At 65.3% G+C, this 18,375-nt stretch carries 17 protein-coding genes; 8 read left to right on the top strand and 9 right to left on the bottom strand.

Annotated elements, in window-relative coordinates:
• Positions 1-30: 30 nt before the first annotated feature.
• From VGV07_RS24130 to fliF, 3 genes are read right to left on the bottom strand one after another with little or no spacing between them, the layout of a single operon-like run.
• Positions 31-672 (bottom strand): FliH/SctL family protein, encoded by a 642-nt coding sequence (locus tag VGV07_RS24130; RefSeq protein ID WP_326871280.1) that lies wholly within the window; start codon positions 670-672, stop codon positions 31-33.
• Positions 672-1,751, bottom strand: a complete 1,080-nt coding sequence (fliG, locus tag VGV07_RS24125) for a flagellar motor switch protein FliG (RefSeq protein ID WP_326871279.1) — start codon at positions 1,749-1,751, stop codon at positions 672-674. The genes VGV07_RS24130 and fliG overlap by 1 nt, the downstream gene beginning before the upstream one ends.
• Before the next feature lie 11 nt (positions 1,752-1,762).
• Positions 1,763-3,445 carry a flagellar basal-body MS-ring/collar protein FliF gene (fliF, locus tag VGV07_RS24120; RefSeq protein ID WP_326871278.1) on the bottom strand — a complete coding sequence of 561 codons (1,683 nt, stop codon included), beginning with the start codon at positions 3,443-3,445 and terminating at the stop codon, positions 1,763-1,765.
• A gap of 153 nt (positions 3,446-3,598) precedes the next feature.
• Here fliF and VGV07_RS24115 point away from each other — a divergent pair, with 153 nt between their 5' ends.
• Both VGV07_RS24115 and VGV07_RS24110 read left to right on the top strand, forming a co-directional pair.
• On the top strand, positions 3,599-4,225 hold the full coding sequence (locus VGV07_RS24115; protein WP_326871277.1) for a glutathione S-transferase family protein: 627 nt from the start codon (positions 3,599-3,601) through the stop codon (positions 4,223-4,225).
• Positions 4,222-4,839 (top strand): glutathione S-transferase family protein, encoded by a 618-nt coding sequence (locus VGV07_RS24110; protein ID WP_326871276.1) that lies wholly within the window; start codon positions 4,222-4,224, stop codon positions 4,837-4,839. Before VGV07_RS24115 ends, VGV07_RS24110 begins: the two co-directional genes overlap by 4 nt.
• 164 nt (positions 4,840-5,003) lie before the next feature.
• Here the strand turns inward: VGV07_RS24110 and VGV07_RS24105 are convergent, their stop codons facing one another.
• Complete coding sequence (locus VGV07_RS24105) at positions 5,004-5,282, bottom strand: DUF1153 domain-containing protein (protein WP_055877479.1); 279 nt, start codon at positions 5,280-5,282, stop codon at positions 5,004-5,006.
• A gap of 227 nt (positions 5,283-5,509) precedes the next feature.
• Between VGV07_RS24105 and VGV07_RS24100 the strand changes: the two genes are divergently transcribed.
• Positions 5,510-6,070 carry a pyridoxamine 5'-phosphate oxidase family protein gene (locus tag VGV07_RS24100; protein WP_326871275.1) on the top strand — a complete coding sequence of 187 codons (561 nt, stop codon included), beginning with the start codon at positions 5,510-5,512 and terminating at the stop codon, positions 6,068-6,070.
• 142 nt (positions 6,071-6,212) lie between these two features.
• Here the strand turns inward: VGV07_RS24100 and VGV07_RS24095 are convergent, their stop codons facing one another.
• Both VGV07_RS24095 and VGV07_RS24090 read right to left on the bottom strand, forming a co-directional pair.
• A complete protein-coding gene (locus tag VGV07_RS24095) occupies positions 6,213-6,908 on the bottom strand; it encodes a flagellar hook assembly protein FlgD (RefSeq protein WP_326871274.1) in 696 nt (231 codons plus the stop codon).
• 9 nt (positions 6,909-6,917) lie between these two features.
• Positions 6,918-8,756, bottom strand: a complete 1,839-nt coding sequence (locus tag VGV07_RS24090; protein WP_326871273.1) for a flagellar hook-length control protein FliK — start codon at positions 8,754-8,756, stop codon at positions 6,918-6,920.
• A gap of 265 nt (positions 8,757-9,021) precedes the next feature.
• Here VGV07_RS24090 and mnmA point away from each other — a divergent pair, with 265 nt between their 5' ends.
• Entirely contained in the window at positions 9,022-10,173 is a 1,152-nt protein-coding gene (gene mnmA / locus VGV07_RS24085; protein WP_326871272.1) for a tRNA 2-thiouridine(34) synthase MnmA, read from the top strand.
• Here mnmA and VGV07_RS24080 read toward each other — a convergent pair.
• Positions 10,170-10,358: a hypothetical protein gene (locus VGV07_RS24080; protein ID WP_326871271.1), complete on the bottom strand. Its 189-nt coding sequence runs from the start codon at positions 10,356-10,358 to the stop codon at positions 10,170-10,172. The genes mnmA and VGV07_RS24080 overlap by 4 nt on opposite strands.
• A 354-nt stretch (positions 10,359-10,712) precedes the next feature.
• Here VGV07_RS24080 and VGV07_RS24075 point away from each other — a divergent pair, with 354 nt between their 5' ends.
• Both VGV07_RS24075 and VGV07_RS24070 read left to right on the top strand, forming a co-directional pair.
• Positions 10,713-11,270 (top strand): RNA polymerase sigma factor, encoded by a 558-nt coding sequence (locus tag VGV07_RS24075; RefSeq protein ID WP_326871270.1) that lies wholly within the window; start codon positions 10,713-10,715, stop codon positions 11,268-11,270.
• An 8-nt stretch (positions 11,271-11,278) separates the two neighbouring features.
• Positions 11,279-13,453 (top strand): VWA domain-containing protein, encoded by a 2,175-nt coding sequence (locus tag VGV07_RS24070; protein WP_326871269.1) that lies wholly within the window; start codon positions 11,279-11,281, stop codon positions 13,451-13,453.
• A 263-nt stretch (positions 13,454-13,716) separates the two neighbouring features.
• On the opposite strand, the gene VGV07_RS24065 is transcribed toward VGV07_RS24070, so the two are convergent.
• A complete protein-coding gene (locus VGV07_RS24065; RefSeq protein ID WP_326871268.1) occupies positions 13,717-14,667 on the bottom strand; it encodes a ring-cleaving dioxygenase in 951 nt (316 codons plus the stop codon).
• Positions 14,668-14,895: 228 nt separating this feature from the next.
• Here VGV07_RS24065 and VGV07_RS24060 point away from each other — a divergent pair, with 228 nt between their 5' ends.
• Both VGV07_RS24060 and VGV07_RS24055 read left to right on the top strand, forming a co-directional pair.
• The gene (locus VGV07_RS24060; RefSeq protein ID WP_326871267.1) at positions 14,896-16,137 is read left to right on the top strand and encodes a putative DNA modification/repair radical SAM protein; all 1,242 of its coding nucleotides are present in this window, start codon (positions 14,896-14,898) and stop codon (positions 16,135-16,137) included.
• Positions 16,137-17,576, top strand: coding sequence for a UdgX family uracil-DNA binding protein (locus VGV07_RS24055; protein ID WP_326871266.1), 1,440 nt, complete (start codon positions 16,137-16,139; stop codon positions 17,574-17,576). Before VGV07_RS24060 ends, VGV07_RS24055 begins: the two co-directional genes overlap by 1 nt.
• A gap of 117 nt (positions 17,577-17,693) precedes the next feature.
• Here VGV07_RS24055 and efp read toward each other — a convergent pair whose 3' ends face one another.
• Complete coding sequence (gene efp / locus VGV07_RS24050; RefSeq protein WP_326871265.1) at positions 17,694-18,266, bottom strand: elongation factor P; 573 nt, start codon at positions 18,264-18,266, stop codon at positions 17,694-17,696.
• Between the last annotated feature and the right edge of the window lie 109 nt (positions 18,267-18,375).

The following is an 18,375-nucleotide window of genomic DNA, read 5'->3' as shown; positions in this document are numbered from 1 at the left end:
CCTCGAAGGTGACCCCGGTGTCGCCGGTGCTCATTGCTCGGTCTCCTCGTTGATGCGGATGCCGCGGGCGGCAAAATAGCTGGCGATGCGGGCGTCGATCTCGGCGCTCAGCTTCCTGATATCGCGGACCACGCCGCCATCGGCCCATTCGATGCGGGCGTCGCCGATGGCGATGTCGGGGTCGCCGAGAACGACCAGCCGGCCGGTGAAGCCGGTGGTGGTCATCTTGCTGGTCGCGATATCGCGGACGGCGTCGGCGAGCGTGGGGTCGCAGCGGATGACGAGGTGCGGCACGCCATCGAGCGTTGCCATGCACTCGGCCACCAACTGTTCGATCTCCGTGGTCGGCTCGCGGGCAATGAGGCCGCCGGCAAGCTTCCTCGCAATCGACAGCGACAGCTCGACGCCTTCGGCGATGGTTTGCTTTCTGGCATCGTCCATACTGGCAGCCATCGCGGCGACGCGCACGGCGAGCGACTCGGCGGCGGCGGCTTCGGCTTTGGCGGCTTTGGCGACTGCGGTGCGTTCGCCCTCGGCGAGACCGGCTTCGCGGCCTTCGCGACGAGCCTCCTCGATCAGCGCGGCCATTGCCGTCTCGGTGACCAGGGAGTTGCGCTCCTGGCGGCGGCCGAGATCGAGGTCGAAGGTGAATTTGGCGGGCGTGGCGCTCATCAGCCGATCATCTCCTCATCGGCCTTGCCCTTGGTGATGATGATCTCGCCCTTGGCGGCGAGGTCCTTGGCGGTGGCGACCATGCGGCCCTGCGCCTCGTCGACGTCCTTGAGGCGCACCGGGCCCATGGCTTCCATGTCGTCCTTCAGCATCTTGCCGGCGCGGGCCGACATGTTGGCGAAGAACACCTCCTTGACCGTGTCGTTGGCGCCCTTCAGCGCGAGGCCGAGCTCCTTCTTGTCCATCTTCTGCACCAGAGTCTGGATCGCCGACGGCTCGAGCCGGGCCAGGTCCTCGAAGGTGAACATCAGTGCCTTGATGCGGTCGGCGCCGTCGCGGTCGCGCTCCTCGAGCGTGGTGATGAAGCGGGCCTCGGTCTGGCGGTCGAACGAGTTGAAGATCTCCGCCATCTGCTCGTGGCTGTCGCGCCGCTTGGTATGGCTGAGCGTCGACATGAACTCGGTGCGCAGCGTCGTCTCGATCTTTTCCAGAATCTCTTTCTGCACGGGGTCGAGCGCCAGCATGCGCTGCACCACTTCCATCGCCAGTTCTTCGGGCAGCGACGCCAGCACCTTGCCGGAATGGTCGGTGGCGATTTTCGAAAGCACCACGGCGATGGTCTGCGGGTACTCGTTCTTCAGGTAGCTGGCGAGAATGTCTTCCTGAACGTTGCTGAGCTTTTCCCACATGTTGCGGCCGGCCGGTCCACGGATCTCCTCCATGATCGAGTCGACCCGCTCCTGCGGCAGGAAGCTCAGCAGCAGGCGCTCGGTGGTGTCGGAGTTGCCGGCGATGGTGCCGTTGGAGGAGACGCGGGTGACGAACTCGATCAGCAGAGAATCCAGCATTTCCGGGGTGATCGGCCCGAGCTTCACCATGGCGCGCGACAGCTGGCGGATTTCCATCTCGTCGAGCTCTTCGAGGATCGGCTTGCCGAAGTCCGGGCCGAGCGCCAGCAGCAGGACGGCGGCCTTCTCGTCGCCGGTCAGGGCGCGCTGGCTGGCATTGGCGCCCACCACCAGCTGCTTGTTCAGCACCTGGTCGGTGGTCTGCTCGAGAGCGGCGGCTGCGGCGGCCATCTAGTCGATCCTCACGTGGCGCTCGCCAGCCAGTCGCGCACGATCAGCGCGGCCTGCTTGGGGTTCTCGTCGACCAGTTCGCCGACGGTCTTGAGGGTATTGGCCTGGGTTTCGCCCATCGCCTTGGCGTTGTTCATCCAGGCCGGAACGCGGGCCTTGCGCGGCTGCTCGTCTTCGTCGACGTAGTCGCCACTGAGGTTGGGGAGCGATGAGACAACGGCGTTGGAGCCGAAATCGCCCGGGCCGTGATGGGGCACACCGCCGCCGAGTTCGGCGCTGGCGGGCAGGGCGAGGGCCTTGCCTTCCGGCGCCAGCACCCGCTTCAGCAACGGGCGGAGCACGAAGAACACCAGCGCCAGGGCGATCAGCAGGGTCACCGCCATTTCAGCGCCGTTCATCAGGTCGTCGCGGGTGAAATCGAACAGGCCCGGCTCGCTGGTGCCGGCGGCGGCGAGCTCCGGGCGATCGGCAAACTGCAGATTGGCCACCTCCACCTGGTCGCCGCGGGTATCAGAGAAACCGACGGCCGATTTCACCAGCGCGGTGATCTGGTCGATCTCCGCCTGGGCGCGGGGCGTATAGACCGAGTTGCCGCTGGCATCGGCGACGTAGGTGCCATCGACCACCACGGCAATCGACAGCCGCTTGATGCCGCCGGCTTCGGTCATCGCGGTTTCGGTGACCTTGGAGATCTCGAAATTGGTGGTCTCTTCGGTGGTCGAACCCTGCTCCATGGTGGAGCTGCCGCTGCCGGAATTGGCCGAGGCGCCGGGCAGTTCGTTGGAAACGCTGACCTGGCCGCTGTCGCCGTTCTGGGCGGTGTTCGAGAGGTCGCGGGTCTGGGTGGAGCGAACCACCTGGCCATTCGGATCGAAGGTTTCGGAGGTTTTGCTCAGCCGGTTCAGGTCGAGTTCGGCCGACACCTGCACGCGGGCACGGCCGGCGCCGACAATGTTGGCGAGCAGGTCTTCGACGCGGGTGCGCAGGCGATTTTCGACGTTGAGGGTGCGCTCCTCGGTCTCGCCGGCGATGACGTCCTCGGGGCCATTGCCGGCGCCCGAGGCGAGCAGCCGGCCGGTATCGTCAACGACCGAGACGCGGGCCGGGGTCAGGCCTTCGATGGCGGAAGCGGCGAGGTGCTGGATGGCGCGGATTTCACCGGCCGAGAGCTCGCCGCGCACCGAGAGGACGATCGAGGCGGTGGGATCCTTCTGTTCGCGGCTGAACAGCGCGCGCTCGGGCAGCACCAGATGGACGCGGGCGCTCTTGATGCGGGCGAGCGAGGAGATGGTGCGAGCGAGCTCGCCTTCGAGCGCCCGGACATTGTTGATGTTCTGGACGAAGCTGGTGGCGCCCAGCGTCGACTGCTGGTCGAAGATTTCGTAACCGACCTGGCCGCGGGTGGGCAGGCCATCCTGGGCCAGCGACATGCGAATCTGGGTGATCTGGTCGCGCGGCACCAATATGGTGTCGCCTTCGCCGCGCAGTTCGTAATTGACGTTCTGGGTCTGGAGTTCGGAGACGATGGCCGCCGAATCCTCGAACGACAGGCCGGAGTAGAGCGGGGCCAGCGGCGGCGTCGAGGCGCGCATGATGAGGAAGGCAAAAAAGCCCAGCATCAGCACAGCGATAACGGCCATGGCGGCGACGCGCGCCAAACCGAGGCGGTTGAAGAACTGCAGCAACCCGTCCACGCGGACCGTACCCTTGTTAGTCTTGGGTGCGCGCAAACGCACCGAGCCCATAGGCAAAAATTACCCAGTGGATGGTAAACAAGTGATTAACCGGCCGTTGCAGAATGCAAAAAGCGGCAACGTTTGCCGGGTGAGGGTTAAGGAGACGTGAGCATGGGAACGCTGAGCATCCTGGGTCGGCTGACCTCGATCAATGTGCGCAAGGTCATGTGGACCTGCGATCTGATCGGCATCGGCTACGAGGTGGAGATCTGGGGGATGCCGCATCGCGATCCCGGGGCGCCGGAGTTCCTCAAGCTCAACCCCAATGCGCAGGTGCCGGTCATCATCGATGACGGATTCGTCTTGTGGGAGAGCAACGCCATCATGCGCTACCTGGCAGAATCGCGCCGCAGCGGGCTGTGGCCGGTGGCGGCAAAGGAACGGGCGCTGGTCGACCAGTGGCTGACCTGGCAGGTGGCGGAGCTCAACGCCCAGTGGGGCTACGCCGTCTACGCGCTGATGCGCAAGAACCCGGCCTATACCGACGAGCAGCGGATTGCGGATTCGATCCGCAACTGGACCCAGAGGATGCAGATCCTCGAGGCGCAATTGCAGGCAGGCGGCGGCTTTGCCGCCAATGGCCGGCTCAGCATCGCCGATATCGGGCTCGCCGTTTCCACGCATCGCTGGGTCTCGACGCCGTTCGACAAGCCCGCACTGCCGGCGGTGATGGAGCACTACGAGCGGCTGAAGGCGACGCCCGAGGGGCAGAAGTACATGAGCGCGGACACGCCGTGAGAATTCTCGGGCGCGTCACCTCGAGCAATGTCCGCAAGGTGCTGTGGACGGCCGACCTCATCGGCATCGGCTATGAGCACGAGGATTGGGGCCTGCCGTTGCGCGATCCCAGGGTGCCGGAATTCCTCGCGCTCAATCCCAATGGCACGGTGCCGGTCATCGTCGATGCTGGGTTCGTGTTGTGGGAAAGCAGCGCGATCATGCGCTATCTCGGGCAGAAGGGGGGCAGTGACCTGTGGCCCGCCGATGTGCGGGAGCGGGCGCTGGTCGACCAATGGCTGACCTGGCAGGCGACGGAGCTCCTGCCCTCGTGGCTCTACGCGGTGACGGCGTTTCTAGCGAAGAACCCGGATTTCAACGATCCCGAGCGGATCGCCCAGTCGGTCGACAAGTGGTCGGCCAATATGCGGATGCTGGAGGCACAACTCGCCGAGGGTGGCGGCTATGTCGCCAATGGGCGACTGAGTCTCGCGGACCTGGCGCTGGCGCTGTCCTCGCACCGCTGGTTCTCGACGCCGTTCGATAGGCCGGAACTGCCGGCGGTGACCGAGCACTACCAGCGGTTGAAGGCGACGGAGGCGGGGCGGAAGTATCTGAACGCGGACACGCCGTAACGCAGCTGCGCCGCTGGTGCGCGCTGACCCCCACCCTTGATCCCTCCCCCTTGCGGGGAGGGGACAGGGGCGGGGGGCCACAACCACCGGCATGTCGGTTTCGCCACAAACGACAAAACCCGCCTCGGCCGCCCGGGCGGGTTCGTCGTCAGCTCCAGGAAGGCTCAGCCTTCGCGGTAGTGCTGGATCCAGGTGGTGCGCAAACCGGCAAGGCCATGCTTGTCGATGGCGGCCTGCCAGTTCAGGAATTCGTCGACGGATAGCGTGTAACGCTGGCAGGCTTCCTCGAGGCTCAAAAGACCACCGCGAACGGCGGCGACGACCTCGGCCTTGCGGCGGATAACCCAGCGACGAGTGTCTCTGGGGGGCAGATCCGCGATCGTCAACGGACTTCCATCCGGGCCGATCACGTACTTTACACGCGGACGCATTTGTACGGTCATTGTACTCACTTACTCAACCTGACCACATCCCGAACCCTAGCCCCATCGCACTTAAAATTCGGCTAAGGTATTACTTAAAATGCGTTAAAAGCCGGGGCTCTCGGGGTGTCTCGTCATTAACATTTCACTGAGGTGGATACGCCCGATTCCGACCGCAAGGCTTGGTCGCAAGTTGCATGGAATGCGACTCTATTTGTCGCTATCGGCAAGATGAAAGGGGGCTCGCCATGGCCAAGGACTTTCCCGCGCTCACCGCGCATCACCGCGACTTCATCAGCCGCCAGCACTTCTTCTTCACCGCCTCAGCCGCGCAAGGCACGCGCATCAACATCTCGCCGCGCTCGACCGACATGTTCCGGGTGATGGGAGACAATGCGGCCTGTTATCTCGACCGCACCGGCAGCGGCAACGAGACGGCGGCGCACCTCAAGGCCGATGGGCGGATGACCATCATGTTCTGCGCCGTGGAGGGGCCGCCGCTGATCCTCAGGCTCTACGGCCGCGGCCACATCATCGGGCGCGGAAGCGACGAGTATGCGCGGCTGCTGCACGAGCAGTTTGCCGATACCGAACCGCTGGGCGCCCGGCAGATCACCTGGCTGGATTTCGACCTGGTGAAGACCTCATGCGGCTATGGCGTGCCGCTGATGAGCTACGAGGGCGAGCGCGACACCATGGACCGCTGGGCCGAAGCCAAGGGGCAGGATGGGCTCGAAGCCTATTGGCAGGAAAAGAACATGCTCAGCATGGACGGTTTGCCGACCGGGTTCGGGGAGATTGCCGACTGAAAGAGACGGCCCCCTCCCGGCCTCCCCCATGAAGGGGGAGGTGAAGAGTCGAGGCTGTGGCTCGATCGTGCCAAGCACTGGATGCGGCACCTCCCCCTTCATGGGGGAGGATGGGAGGGGGCCGTCTGCTTCGGTTCTTGCCTTAGGCCGCCGTCTCTTCTTCCGCCGGCGGCTCGTCCGACGCCGTCTTGGCGCGGACCGAGAGGATGGCGGAGAGGTTGACGCGGGCGCCGCCGACGATCAGCACCGGCTCGGAGCCGGAGAAATCGATGCCGGTGACTTCGCCGGTCATTTCAGTGGCGACGCCGACCAGCTTGCCGGTGGCAGTGTCGCGGGCCTCGATGCTCACCGAATAGGTGCCTTCGGGCTTCTTGGTACCGTCGTTGCCGATGCCATCCCAGGTGAAGACGCTCTCGCCCTTATCCACGGTGCCGGCCTTGGTGTAGACGACGTTGCCCTTGGCATCCTTGACGGTGGCGACGATGTCGGCCTTGGCGTCGACGGCGAAGTGCCATTTGGCCTCGCCGTTCACCAGCTCCGACTTGACGCCCGACGCGGTGACGATCTTGCCCACATAGCTCACCGCCTGCGAGTTGTTGGCAGTCTGCGTCGAGGTCATCATCGCCTCGAGGAACTCGTTGGTCTTCAACTGCTGCTCGACGCCGGTGAACTGCACCAGCTGCTGAGTGAACTGGTTGGTATCGAGCGGATCGAGCGGGTTCTGGTTCTTCAGCTGCGTGGTCAAGAGCTGCAGGAACGTGTCGAAGTTCTGGGCGATGGTCTGCCGGGTGCCGGTGAGGGCACTGTTGTTGTTCGAGCTGACACCGGTAACGGCCATCGGAAACTCCTACACAAAGAGGTTGAGGCCACTGGCCGAAGCCGTGCCGCGATAGGTGGTGGTGGCAGCTTCCGTGCCAACGTCGTCGCCGCCGGCGAGGTTGTCGCCACGGCCGTTGAAACCGGGATGCTCGCCACGACCATCGCCCATGCCGCCCTGCTGAGCGAAGGGGTTCTGGCGCAGCGAGAATTCGAGGTTGGTCTTCTGCCCGTCGAGCCCGGCCTGCTGCAGCGCCTGCTGCAGGGCGCGCTGGTCGCGCTGCATCAGGTCGAGCGTTTCGGGGCGCTCGACGGTGAGGCGGGCGTTGACCGTGCCGGATTTATCGACGTCGAGCTTCACATCGATGCGGCCGAGCTCGGGCGGATCGAGGCGAATCTGGAAGCGGGTGTTGCCGGCCTCGAACTGGCGCACCACCTCGAAGGCTACCTGCGGCAGGTTCACCTGCTGTAGCGGCGCCTGATAGGCGGCATGGATATTGCGGGCGACGGGAGCGGCGGCCGGCTGGACTTGCGGCGCGCCGGCGGTTGCCGTGTCGGTAGCGGCGGGCTGCGGCTGCGACGCCTGCGCGGGGGTGGCCGCGGGCCTGGTGTCGGCGGTCTCGGGCTTTTCGGTCTTCGCAGTGGTCGCGGCGGCGACCGGGCGAGCAATCTCCGGTTCACTGGTCTCGAGCTTTGGCGCCGGTGCGGGCTCTGGGGCCGCAGCGACGGCAGGCGCGCGTTCGTCCGTCCTGCCTGGCGCGGCGACGGCCTGCGGCAGCTCGAGGGATGGTGCCGTGAAGGGCTTTGCTTCAACCGGCTTGCTCTTCGCGGGCTCCGGCGCCGCGAGGGCTTCCATGATGCGCTTTACGGCGCGCTCGATGGCGGCTTCGTCCGGCCCGAGTGCTGCTCGCAACGTGTCGGGGAGCGGACCGGACGTCAGCGTCGCGGCGAGGGCGGTGAGCTTGTTGGCGAGTTCAGGGTCCTGGGCGGCCAGCTTCTCGCCGAGCTTGCCGATCTGGAGGCCCAGCTGACGCAGGGCCGGGGGGGCTTCTTCGAGCGTCGTCGCGCCTTTGGTGGCGGTCGGCTCGGGCGTGGCAACGTCGGGAGCCTCGGTGTCGGGAGCGGCGCCAGCTGCCGGGGCGCCGTCCGCCACCAGCCGTGCGAAGGTTTCCGGGGGTTCGGGAATGCCAGCGGCGGCAGCTGCCGGCTGAGCTGCGACCGGCGCCGGCTGCGTGGCGCTCCCGGGGACATCAGTAGCGGGAGCAGGTGCCGACGGTGGCGCAGGCGAGACGGGGGCGGTGTCCACCACGCTGGGGATGACGCCGTTGCCGCTGGCCAGCGCGCTGATGCGCGGGTCGACCGCGGTGGTCGGCGGTATGAGGGCGCCCAGGTAGATGGCGAGCGCGTCGATGGCTTCTTTGAGCTTTTTTTCGAGCGCCGGATCGACCGGCTGGCCGGCCTCGATACTGTCGTTGAGCGCGATCAACGCATCGCCCAGATCCTTGAGCAGCGACTTGCCCTGCGTCTTGTTGGGGTCGTCGAGCTTGCCACCGATGGCGGCCACCTCTGAGGAGTCCCCGGAGTCGTCGGTTTCCTGCGGTTCTCCGTCGACGTCCTCGGGCTGCTCCGCCGGCGAAGTGGCCTCGGCGGTGAGCGTCTGGATCAGCGCGGCGAAATCGGTGGACGTGATCTTGTCGGCGGCATCGGACGCGGCGGCGTCGGTGGTTGCGTCGATCGCCTGGTCGGGCGCCAGCATGGCGAGCAGCGCGGCGAACAGTCCATCCGGTGCCGTGCCATCGGCGGCAGCGGTGGTGCCGCCGGTCACCAGACCGGGCGTTGTCGCAGGTGCAAATCCAACCGTAACCGTCACATACGCCTCGCGGGACACAATGCTCCGGCAATGGCGATGCAAGGGCCGTGCCGGATGGGGGAGGGCAGGGATTTCAAGGGGTTGGCCGTGGCGATGGGGGAGTGGCCCGGCAGATTTGCCTTGGATGCGGCAGAATTTGCCGGGCAACCGCTCGGTCGGAGCGTGCCACAGCCACCGGATGCGGAGCAGGGCAGGTGACACCGGCACCCGGAACGACTATACCGCGCCCGATCCGTCGGACCTTGAACCCTTCTGGATGAGAGATATGGACCTGAATTCGCTTGATCTGCCCAAGCGTCCCGGGGACACGCGCGTCGTCGTCGCGATGTCGGGGGGCGTCGATAGTTCCGTCGTGGCCGGGCTTTTGGCCCGCCAGGGCTACGATGTGGTGGGTGTCACACTCCAGCTTTACGACCATGGCGAAGCGACGCACCGCAAGGGCGCCTGCTGTGCGGGGCAAGATATTCACGACGCGCGCCGGGTGGCGCAGGCGCTGGGCATCCCGCACTACGTGCTCGACTATGAAGAGCGCTTCAAGAACTCGGTGATGGAGCCGTTCGCCAATGCCTACCGGCAGGGCGAAACCCCAGTGCCGTGCATTGCGTGCAACCAGAGCGTCAAGTTCGTCGACCTGATGGAAGTGGCCAAGGACCTCGGCGCCGACGTGCTGGCGACCGGGCACTACGTGCAGAGCAAACTCGTCGACGGCAAGCGCCGGCTGTTCCGGCCGGTCGATGATTCACGTGACCAGAGCTACTTCCTGTTCGCCACCACCGAGCAGCAACTGGATTTTCTGCGCTTTCCGCTCGGCGGCATGACCAAGCCCGCAGTGCGTGAGCTGGCGCGCGAGTTCGGGCTGGAGATTGCCGAAAAGCACGACAGCCAGGACATCTGCTTCGTGCCGCAGGGCAAGTATGCCGACGTGATCCGCAAGATGCATCCCGAGGCGCTGGCCGAGGGCGAGATCGTCCACCTCGATGGGCGCGTTTTGGGCAAGCACGATGGGATCGTCAACTACACCATCGGCCAGCGCAAGGGCCTGGGCGTTGCAGCGGGCGAGCCGCTCTATGTGGTCAAGCTCGAGCATCGCACCGGCCGGGTTATCGTCGGCCCGCGCGAGGCGCTGATGACCAAGACGGTGCGGCTGCGCGACGTGAACTGGCTGGGCGCGCGTGAACTGGCATCGCTGGCCGCCGGCAACGGCATGCCGATCGAGGTGAAGGTGCGATCGACCCGCCCGCCGCAGTCGGGCGCCGTGCACATGGCCGATGGCGAGGTGTTCGTCACGCTGTTCGCCGGCGAATATGGCATCTCGCCGGGGCAGGCCTGCGTGTTCTATGCCGACGAGAGCGAGACCAGCGAAGTGCTGGGCGGCGGCTTCATCGCCGAGGCCGTCCCGCAGGCGCTGGTGGCTTAAGGCGAAATGCTGGTGGTTTCGGCGGCGGGCTGCGTCGCCGATTCCTTGAGCTGCTGGTAGTTGCCGAGCCCGCCGAGCATGGCCGAGATGATGTAGGTCAACAGCAGCGCGCCGAGCAGCAGCAAGACGATACGGGCGCCGGTAAGGCGGAACGGGCTGTCGGGCTTTTTCGGGTCTTCGGACATGCCGGTGCCCTACGCCGGTGCGATGGGGAAGGCAAGGCGAGAGGATGTCGCGGGGAAGGCACAACCCCTCCCCAACCGCCGGTCGTCATCCCGGCGAATGCCGGGACCCACTGCTCGGAGGGTTGGGTTGGCAGGAACGGTGCCGGTCCATCGCGGAAGGGTCGGAGAGTTGGGCGCTGGCGGAACGGCCGGTGCACTGGGTCCCGACGTTCGTCGGGATGACGGCCGGTGAGGGTGGCCAAGTCGTGGTTGGCACCTTCAAGAAAAATCTCGCCCGCCACCCCAAGGATCAGTCGGCGTTCATCGTCTTACCCGTAGAACACCGGTTGAAAGCTCACACAGGTGCTACGGTCCTTGACGCCTGAATTCATCAATACCGGGGTGCTCGAAGCGCCCGTCGCCGATGAAACGCTGATCGCGCGGGCGGTCGGCGGCGATCGGCGTGCGTTCGGCGAACTGGTCGAACGGCATTACGATTTCATCTTCCGCACCGCTTGCAAATGGTGCGGCAAGGTCTCGGATGCCGAGGACGTGGCGCAGGAGGTATGCATCAAGCTCGCCTCGGTGCTGAAAAGTTTCGACGGGCGCTCGGCGTTCACCAGCTGGCTCTATCGCGTGACCCTCAATGCAGTGCGCGACATGCAGCGGGCGCGCAGCCGGCGCGGACGCAACGCCGATCGCTATGCCGAGGTGGCGCCGGACGAATACCTGCCCGAGCAGGAAGATGCAGCGACGTCGAGGGAGCTGTGGAATGCAGTACGCAGACTTCCCGAACAGCAACGGGATGCGGTGCTGCTGATTTACGCGGAGGGGATGAGCCACGCCGAAGCCGGCGTGATCATGGGGTGCAAGGAGGCGACTGTCTCCTGGCATGTCCACGAAGCCAAAAAGACCCTGAGGGGGCTCCTATGAGCAACCACATGAACGACGACGACAAGCTCAACGCGCTCAAGCAGGCGCCGACGCCAACGCCCCGGGAGGCGGCGCGTCGTCGCGCCCTCGATGCGGCGATGCTGGCCTTCGATGCCGAGCAGGCGAACGCGAAAACGTCCGCCCAAGGAAATCCGATCATCCAGCGTCTCAGGTCCATCTTCGCCAATGCGAAAGGGACCTGGACCATGGATAACCGTCTCACTTACGGACTCGGCACCGCAGCTGTCGCCCTGCTGCTGCTCCCGCTGGGCTACCAGCTCTACACCACCACCGCGATCACTCCAATCGGTGTGCCGCCGGTGGCGGTCAGCAGCAAAGATGCTGACCAGCCGGTGGCCCAGCCCGAGCCGGTGCCGATGGAACTCGGCCGCGCCGACGACCTGAAGCAGGAGGCGGGTGGCAATGCTGCCGCGGCTACCACCGCGCAGGCGCCTGCAACCACCGGCGCTGACACCAGCACCTCGAACCTCGCAGCCGCCATGCCGGAAGGCGAGGCCGACCTGGTGATGCGCGACGAAATGGCCGTGCAGAACAGCATGGCGGTGGATGCCGTCCCACCAGCGATGCCGGCGGCGCCGATGGCGGAGATGCGGATGGCGGCGCCCAAGCAGATGGCCGCCCCCGGTGTGGCTCAGACGGAGGCCTTCCTGGCTGCGCCGGCGCCGGCCGATGCGATGATGGCCAAGCCGACCGAGCCGAGCGGCGACGAGTTCACCAAGTTCTCGGAATCGCCGCTGAAGATCGTCAAGAACGAGCCGGTCTCGACCTTCTCGATCGACGTCGACACGGCCTCCTATGCCTATGTGCGGCGCTCGCTGACCGAAGGCTGGGTGCCGGAGCCCGATGCGGTCCGCATCGAAGAGCTGATCAACTATTTCAACTACAACTACCCGGCTCCGACCGACGCCTCGACGCCGTTCAAGCCGACAGTGTCGGTGTACCCGACGCCGTGGAACGGCAAGACGCAGATCGTCCAGATCGGCATCAAGGGTTACGTGCCCGAAGTCACAGAGGACAAGGCCTCGAACCTGGTGTTCCTTATCGACACGTCGGGGTCGATGGATGAGCCGGACAAGCTGCCGCTGCTGAAGCGCGCCTTTTCCCTGCTGGTCGATCAGCTCGGGGCCAACGACACCATCTCGATCGTCGCCTATGCCGGCTCGGCCGGGGTGGTGCTGGAGCCGACCAAGGCGACCGACAAGGCCAAGATCATCGGGGCGCTGGAGAACCTCTCGGCCGGTGGCTCGACCGCCGGCGCCGAAGGCATCGAGCTCGCCTATCGGCTGGCCGAACAGAACAAGGTTACCAACGGCGTCAATCGGGTGATCCTTGCCACCGATGGCGATTTCAATGTCGGGATCGACGATCCGGAGGATCTGAAGACCTACATCAAATCCAAGCGTGACGGCGGGGTGTTCCTGTCGGTGCTCGGCTTCGGCCAGGGGAACCTTGGCGACGACACGATGCAGGCGCTGGCGCAGAACGGCAACGGCAATGCCAGCTACATCGACAGCTTCAAGGAAGCCCAGAAGGTGCTGGTGGAAGATGCCGGCGGTACGCTCGAGACCATTGCCAAGGATGTAAAGATCCAGGTGGAGTTCAACCCGGCGGTGGTCAGCGAATACCGGCTGATCGGTTACGAGACCCGGGCGCTGAACCGCGAGGATTTCAACAACGACAAGGTCGATGCCGGCGAGATCGGGGCGGGCACCACCGTCACCGCGCTCTACGAAATCACCCCGGTCGGCTCGGGCGCCGAACTCAACGATCCCCTACGCTACAGCTCTGACGCTACGGCCGAGACCGCGGGGAGTGGCGAGATCGGCTTTCTGAAGATGCGCTACAAGCTGCCCGACGAGGAGACCAGCAAGCTGATCGAACAGGCGATCGGCAAGGACCAGGCGGTCTCGAGCCTCGCCGAGGCGTCCGAGGATTCGCGCTTCGCCGCGGCGGTTGCCGCCTTCGGGCAGAAGCTCAAGGGCTCGAACTATGGCGAGATGCACTGGGCCGATATCCGCTCGCTCGCCCAAGGGGCCCGTGGTGCGGACGAGAACGGCTATCGCGCCGAGTTCATGCAGCTGATCGACATGGCCAAGGCGCTGGTGCCGGAGACCGAGGAGCCGTTCTGCACCGCGCCGGAAGGCAACCGCAACTGCAGGTAAGGCACAGGCGATAGCGCCGCTGCCCCCCACGGCGCTTACGAGCGCGGCCCCGCTGCTGTCGGAGCCGCGCTCGACCTGTTGATGCATCGCCTGAGGGGGTCTGCAATGACTGACCCACCCACGGTGTCATCCCCGCGAAAGCGGGGATCTCCGTTTGCGATGGTGGCCAAGAAAACAGAGGTTCCCGCTTTCGCGGGAATGACCCGGTGGGTGGGTCAAGGGCAAGCCAGCCACAGGGCCGACTCGCCCAACTTCGAACCGGACTACAGCGGCTTCAGGCCCGCTTCAATCTCGGCCCGGCGGCCTTCGAGGAAGGGCGGCAGGGCCAGGCGCTGGCCGAGGGTTTCGAGCGGTTCGTCGGCGGTGAAGCCGGGGCCGTCGGTGGCGATCTCGAACAGGATGCCGTTCGGCTCACGGAAGTAGAGCGACTTGAAGTAGAAGCGCTCGACCTCGCCCGAGGAGCGAACGCCGAACTGGGCGGTACGCTTCACCCACTCGTCGAACTCTTCCTTGTTGGGGGTGCGGAAGGCGACATGGTGCACGCCGCCGGCGCCCTGGCGGGCCTGCGGCAGGTCGGGGTTCACCTCGACATGCAGCTCAGCGGCCGCTCCGCCTTCACCCATCTCGAAGACGTGGATTTCACCGTTCTTCTCGCGCGCCGGGTAGGAGCGGATTTCGCGCAGGTTCATCACCTTGGTCAGCACCGGCTCGGAGCGACGGAGATCGGGCACAGCGAGGGTGATCGGCCCCAGCCCGATGATCTGGTGCTCGGTCGGGATCGGGCTCTCGGCCCAGGGATGCGCCGGCGCGGATTTCGGATCGGCGATCAGCCGGAAGCGCTGGCCTTCGAAATCCTCGAAATCGAGCGACAGGTGCCCGGCGCGTTCCTTGATATTGCCCGAGGCGATGTCCTTTTCGGCAAGATGTTCCTTCCACCAGCTGAGGTCGGCTTCGGAGTGGACGCGCAGCCCGGTACGGGAGACTTCGTGGTTGCCGCGCTTGTTCGGGGCAGCGGGCCAATCGAAGAAGGTCAGGTCGGCGCCGGGCGAGGCGATCGCGTCGCCATAGAACAGGTGATAGGCGCTGACATCGTCCTGGTTGACGGTCTTCTTGATCAGCCTGAGGCCGAGGGTGCGGGTGTAGAACTCGACGTTGCGCTGTGCCGCCGCGGTGATGGCGGTGAGGTGGTGGATGCCTTTGAGTTCGAGGGTCATGTGGTGGCTCCTGGTGAAACCGCTTGCTGATGAAGCGCGTGCTGAACAAAGCTCGTGACCACCAGATAGGCGGTAAGCGCGTGATGAGATAGCCGCCGGACGCCGACGCATTGTCCAGCAATAGTGAACGATGCGGCGTGAGGCGTTTCGCCGATGCCACTATGTCTTTTTGAATTGATTGGAGGGAAGCCTCGGGTGCAGGGTCGCGTGCGAACATAAAGTGAACACATGACCCGTCTGACCCTCCAGCGAAAGTTGTCGATCCTCTCGGATGCGGCGAAATACGACGCGTCCTGTGCCTCGAGCGGTTCGGTGAAACGCTCGAGCCTTGCCACAGGTGGCATCGGTTCGACCGAAGGCAGCGGCATCTGCCATTCCTATGCGCCGGACGGGCGCTGCATCTCGCTGCTCAAGGTGCTGCTGACCAATTTCTGCGTTTATGACTGCATCTATTGCGTCAACCGCTCGTCCTCCAACGTGCCGCGGGCTCGCTTCTCGGTGGAAGAGGTGGTCGGGCTGACGCTCGATTTCTACAAGCGCAACTATATCGAGGGGCTGTTCCTTTCCTCCGGCATTATCCGCTCGCCCGACTACACCATGGAGGAGATGGTGCGGGTAGCGCGGACATTGCGCGAGACCCACAGGTTCGGCGGCTACATCCATCTCAAGGTGATCCCCAACGCCGCGCCGGAGCTGTTGGCCGAAGCCGGGCTTCATGCAGATCGGCTCTCGACCAACATCGAGCTGCCGACCGACATTAGCCTCGAGACGCTGGCGCCGGAGAAGAAGCCGAGCGCCATCCGTACGGCGATGGCGCATATCGAAGCAAAGCGCGAGGAGAGCCGACCGGACGGCAAGCTCGATGGCAAGCGCAAGCCGACCAAGCTGGCGCCGGCTGGGCAGTCGACCCAGATGATCGTCGGCGCCGACCGGTCCACCGACGCCACCATTCTGGGGCGCAGTGCGGCGCTCTATTCGGGCTATGGGCTGAAACGGGTCTACTACTCGGCATTCTCGCCGATCCCCGACTCGAGCTCGAAACTGCCGCTGGCGCCGCCACCGCTGCTGCGCGAGCACCGGCTGTACCAAGCCGATTGGCTGATCCGCTTTTATGGCTTCGATGTCGACGAGATCGTCTCGGGCGGGCAGGACGGGCTGCTCGATCTCAAGCTCGACCCCAAGCTTGCCTGGGCGCTCGGCAATCGCGGGCAGTTTCCGGTGGATGTGAACCGCGCGGCGCGCGAGACGCTGCTGCGGGTGCCGGGGCTGGGAGTGACGGTGGTCGACCGCATCCTCACTTCGCGCCGGCACCATCGCTTGACGCTCAAGGACCTGGCGCGACTGGCCGGCTCGATCGACAAGGTGCGCCCGTTCGTCGAGGCGGACGACTGGTCGCCGGGCGGGCTGACCGACGATGCAAAACTGCGAGGCAAGCTCACGCCGGCGCCGAAACAGCTGGAATTGTTCTGATGCGCTCGGTGCGGCTCGTGGCGCTCAACGATTTCGACGAATGGCGGGCGGCGGCGCGACGCCTGCTGCTCGACACGGTGCCGCCCGAAGAAGTGGTGTGGCTCGACCCCAGGACACCGCACGACCTGTTCGTCACCGAGGATGCAATCGAGCAGGTAACCGAGCGCAAGGTCGGGGTGGTGCCGCAACGTTTCATCGACTGGGCGGAGGCCGGCATCTGCCACAGCGATCCGGAGCGTTTTGCGCTGCTCTATCGGTTGCTGTGGCGGCTGCAGAAGGACAAGGGGCTGATGGAGGCGCGCTCGGACCCCGATGTCGGCCGGCTCGACCGGCGGGTGTCGGCGGTGCGGCGCGATGCGCACAAGCTCAAAGCCTTCGTGCGGTTCAAGTCGATTGCCGACGCTTCGGGGCTGGAGCGGTTCGCTGCCTGGTTCGAGCCGGAACACTACGTGCTGGAGCGGGTGGCGCCGTTCTTCGTCCGGCGGTTCACCGGCATGATGTGGGCGATCGTCACGCCCTACCGCTCGGTGTTCTGGGATGGCGACAGCCTCGAATTCGGGCCGGGCGGGGCGAAGGCCGACGTTCCGGCGGAGGACGCGATGGAGGGGGCGTGGAAGAGCTACTTCGCCTCGATCTTCAACCCGGCGCGGCTCAAGGTGGCGATGATGAAATCGGAGATGCCGGTCAAGTACTGGCGCAACCTGCCGGAGGCCGAACTCATTCCCTCCCTGATACGCGGCGCCAAGGCAGCAGAGGCGGAAATGATCGAGCGACAGGCCAGCATTCCACCCTCTCGCCACGTGCGGCAAGCTCAGCGGCAGGTCGACGATGTGGTGCCCGAGGTCAAGATCACCTCGCTGAGCGCGGCCCGCGCTGCGATAGACAGCTGCCGGCGCTGTCCGCTCTACGAGATGGCGACGCAGCCGGTGTTCGGCGAGGGGCCCGATAATGCCGAGTTGATGTTCGTCGGCGAGCAGCCGGGCGACCAGGAGGACCTCGCCGGCGCACCCTTTGTCGGTCCGGCCGGCAAGGTGTTCGATGCGGCGATGGCAGAGGCGGGCGTCGAACGCGAGCGGGCCTATGTCACCAATGCGGTCAAGCACTTCAAGTTCGTGCCGCGCGGCAAGAAGCGGCTGCACCAGCGCCCCACTATGGGAGAAGTGAAGGCCTGCAAATTCTGGCTGGACCTCGAGCGGGAATTCATCAAGCCCAAGCTGATCGTGGCGCTGGGTGCGACGGCGGTGGCCAGTCTTGCCGGCAGCAGCACGACGTTAAGCTCAGTGCGCGGCAAGATCACCGAATTTGCCGACGGCACGCGAATGCTGGCGACGGTGCATCCGTCCTACCTGCTGCGCATCCCTGACCGGGCCAAGGCGGAGCGGGAACGCGAGCGGTTTGTCGCGGACTTGCGAGAGGTCAGAAAAGCAATGGGGCACTGAGTGCCCCATTGTAAAAAGCCTGGTGTGTCGGCATCCCAGACCTGCGAGCTTAGCTCTCCGGGCCTGACCTCCTAAGATCGCTCCAGGGGAGCGATTTTGCCGCGGTGCGGCCGCAGGTCAGTCCTTGGCGCGTTCGACGTAGCTGCCGTCGGCGGTCATCACCACGACCTTGGTGCCGACGCCAATGTGCGGCGGGACCATGGTCTTGACGCCGTTGTTGAGGGTTGCCGGCTTGAACGAGGAGGAGGCCGTCTGGCCCTTCACCACCGGCTCGGTCTCGACGATCTCGAGGCTGACGCGCTGCGGCAGTTCGATCGACAGCGCCACGCCTTCAAAGGTGCGGATGTAGACTTCCATGCCGTCGGTGAGGTAGGCGGCCTGGTCGCCGGTGACGTCTTCCGACACGGCGATCTGCTCGTAGGTGGTGGGCTCCATGAAGTGGTAGCCCTCGGCATCGTGGTAGAGGAACTGGTAGGCGCGCTCATCGACGTCGGCCTTCTCGACCATTTCGACGGTGCGCCAGCTGGCAGCCACTTTCACGCCGTCCGAGATGCGGCGCATATCGACCTTCGTCACCGAGTTGCCCTTGCCGGGATGGATGTTCTCGGCGACCAGCACGATGTAGAGCTTGCCGTCGTCGTGCTCCACAACATTGCCTTTGCGCAGCGACGAGGCGATGACCTTGACCATTAGTTCTTCCTTGTTCAACGGTTGGCGAGGGCCTAGAGAGCGGCAGCAAAAGGCCGGGCCGAACGCGCTAATCTGATGTATCGGTGCCGCCGATACCCTAATTCCGCGA

This window comes from Devosia sp. (assembly GCF_035944845.1).
In the GTDB taxonomy this organism is placed as follows: domain Bacteria; phylum Pseudomonadota; class Alphaproteobacteria; order Rhizobiales; family Devosiaceae; genus Devosia_A.
The sequence above is the reverse complement of the archived record's forward strand: the minus strand, read 5'-3'. Positions and strand labels throughout refer to the sequence as shown.

What these genes read in the sequence shown, in the direction of transcription:
- VGV07_RS24060 (WP_326871267.1), top strand. Translation starts at nt 14,896, where the DNA reads ATGACCCGTCTGACCCTCCAGCGAAAGTTGTCGATCCTCTCGGATGCG.
- VGV07_RS24070 (WP_326871269.1), top strand. Translation starts at nt 11,279, where the DNA reads ATGAACGACGACGACAAGCTCAACGCGCTCAAGCAGGCGCCGACGCCA.
- VGV07_RS24100 (WP_326871275.1), top strand. Translation starts at nt 5,510, where the DNA reads ATGGCCAAGGACTTTCCCGCGCTCACCGCGCATCACCGCGACTTCATC.
- efp (WP_326871265.1), bottom strand. Translation starts at nt 18,266, where the DNA reads ATGGTCAAGGTCATCGCCTCGTCGCTGCGCAAAGGCAATGTTGTGGAG.
- VGV07_RS24105 (WP_055877479.1), bottom strand. Translation starts at nt 5,282, where the DNA reads ATGACCGTACAAATGCGTCCGCGTGTAAAGTACGTGATCGGCCCGGAT.
- VGV07_RS24055 (WP_326871266.1), top strand. Translation starts at nt 16,137, where the DNA reads ATGCGCTCGGTGCGGCTCGTGGCGCTCAACGATTTCGACGAATGGCGG.
- mnmA (WP_326871272.1), top strand. Translation starts at nt 9,022, where the DNA reads ATGGACCTGAATTCGCTTGATCTGCCCAAGCGTCCCGGGGACACGCGC.
- VGV07_RS24065 (WP_326871268.1), bottom strand. Translation starts at nt 14,667, where the DNA reads ATGACCCTCGAACTCAAAGGCATCCACCACCTCACCGCCATCACCGCG.
- VGV07_RS24115 (WP_326871277.1), top strand. Translation starts at nt 3,599, where the DNA reads ATGGGAACGCTGAGCATCCTGGGTCGGCTGACCTCGATCAATGTGCGC.
- fliG (WP_326871279.1), bottom strand. Translation starts at nt 1,751, where the DNA reads ATGGCCGCCGCAGCCGCCGCTCTCGAGCAGACCACCGACCAGGTGCTG.
- VGV07_RS24080 (WP_326871271.1), bottom strand. Translation starts at nt 10,358, where the DNA reads ATGTCCGAAGACCCGAAAAAGCCCGACAGCCCGTTCCGCCTTACCGGC.
- VGV07_RS24130 (WP_326871280.1), bottom strand. Translation starts at nt 672, where the DNA reads ATGAGCGCCACGCCCGCCAAATTCACCTTCGACCTCGATCTCGGCCGC.
- VGV07_RS24095 (WP_326871274.1), bottom strand. Translation starts at nt 6,908, where the DNA reads ATGGCCGTTACCGGTGTCAGCTCGAACAACAACAGTGCCCTCACCGGC.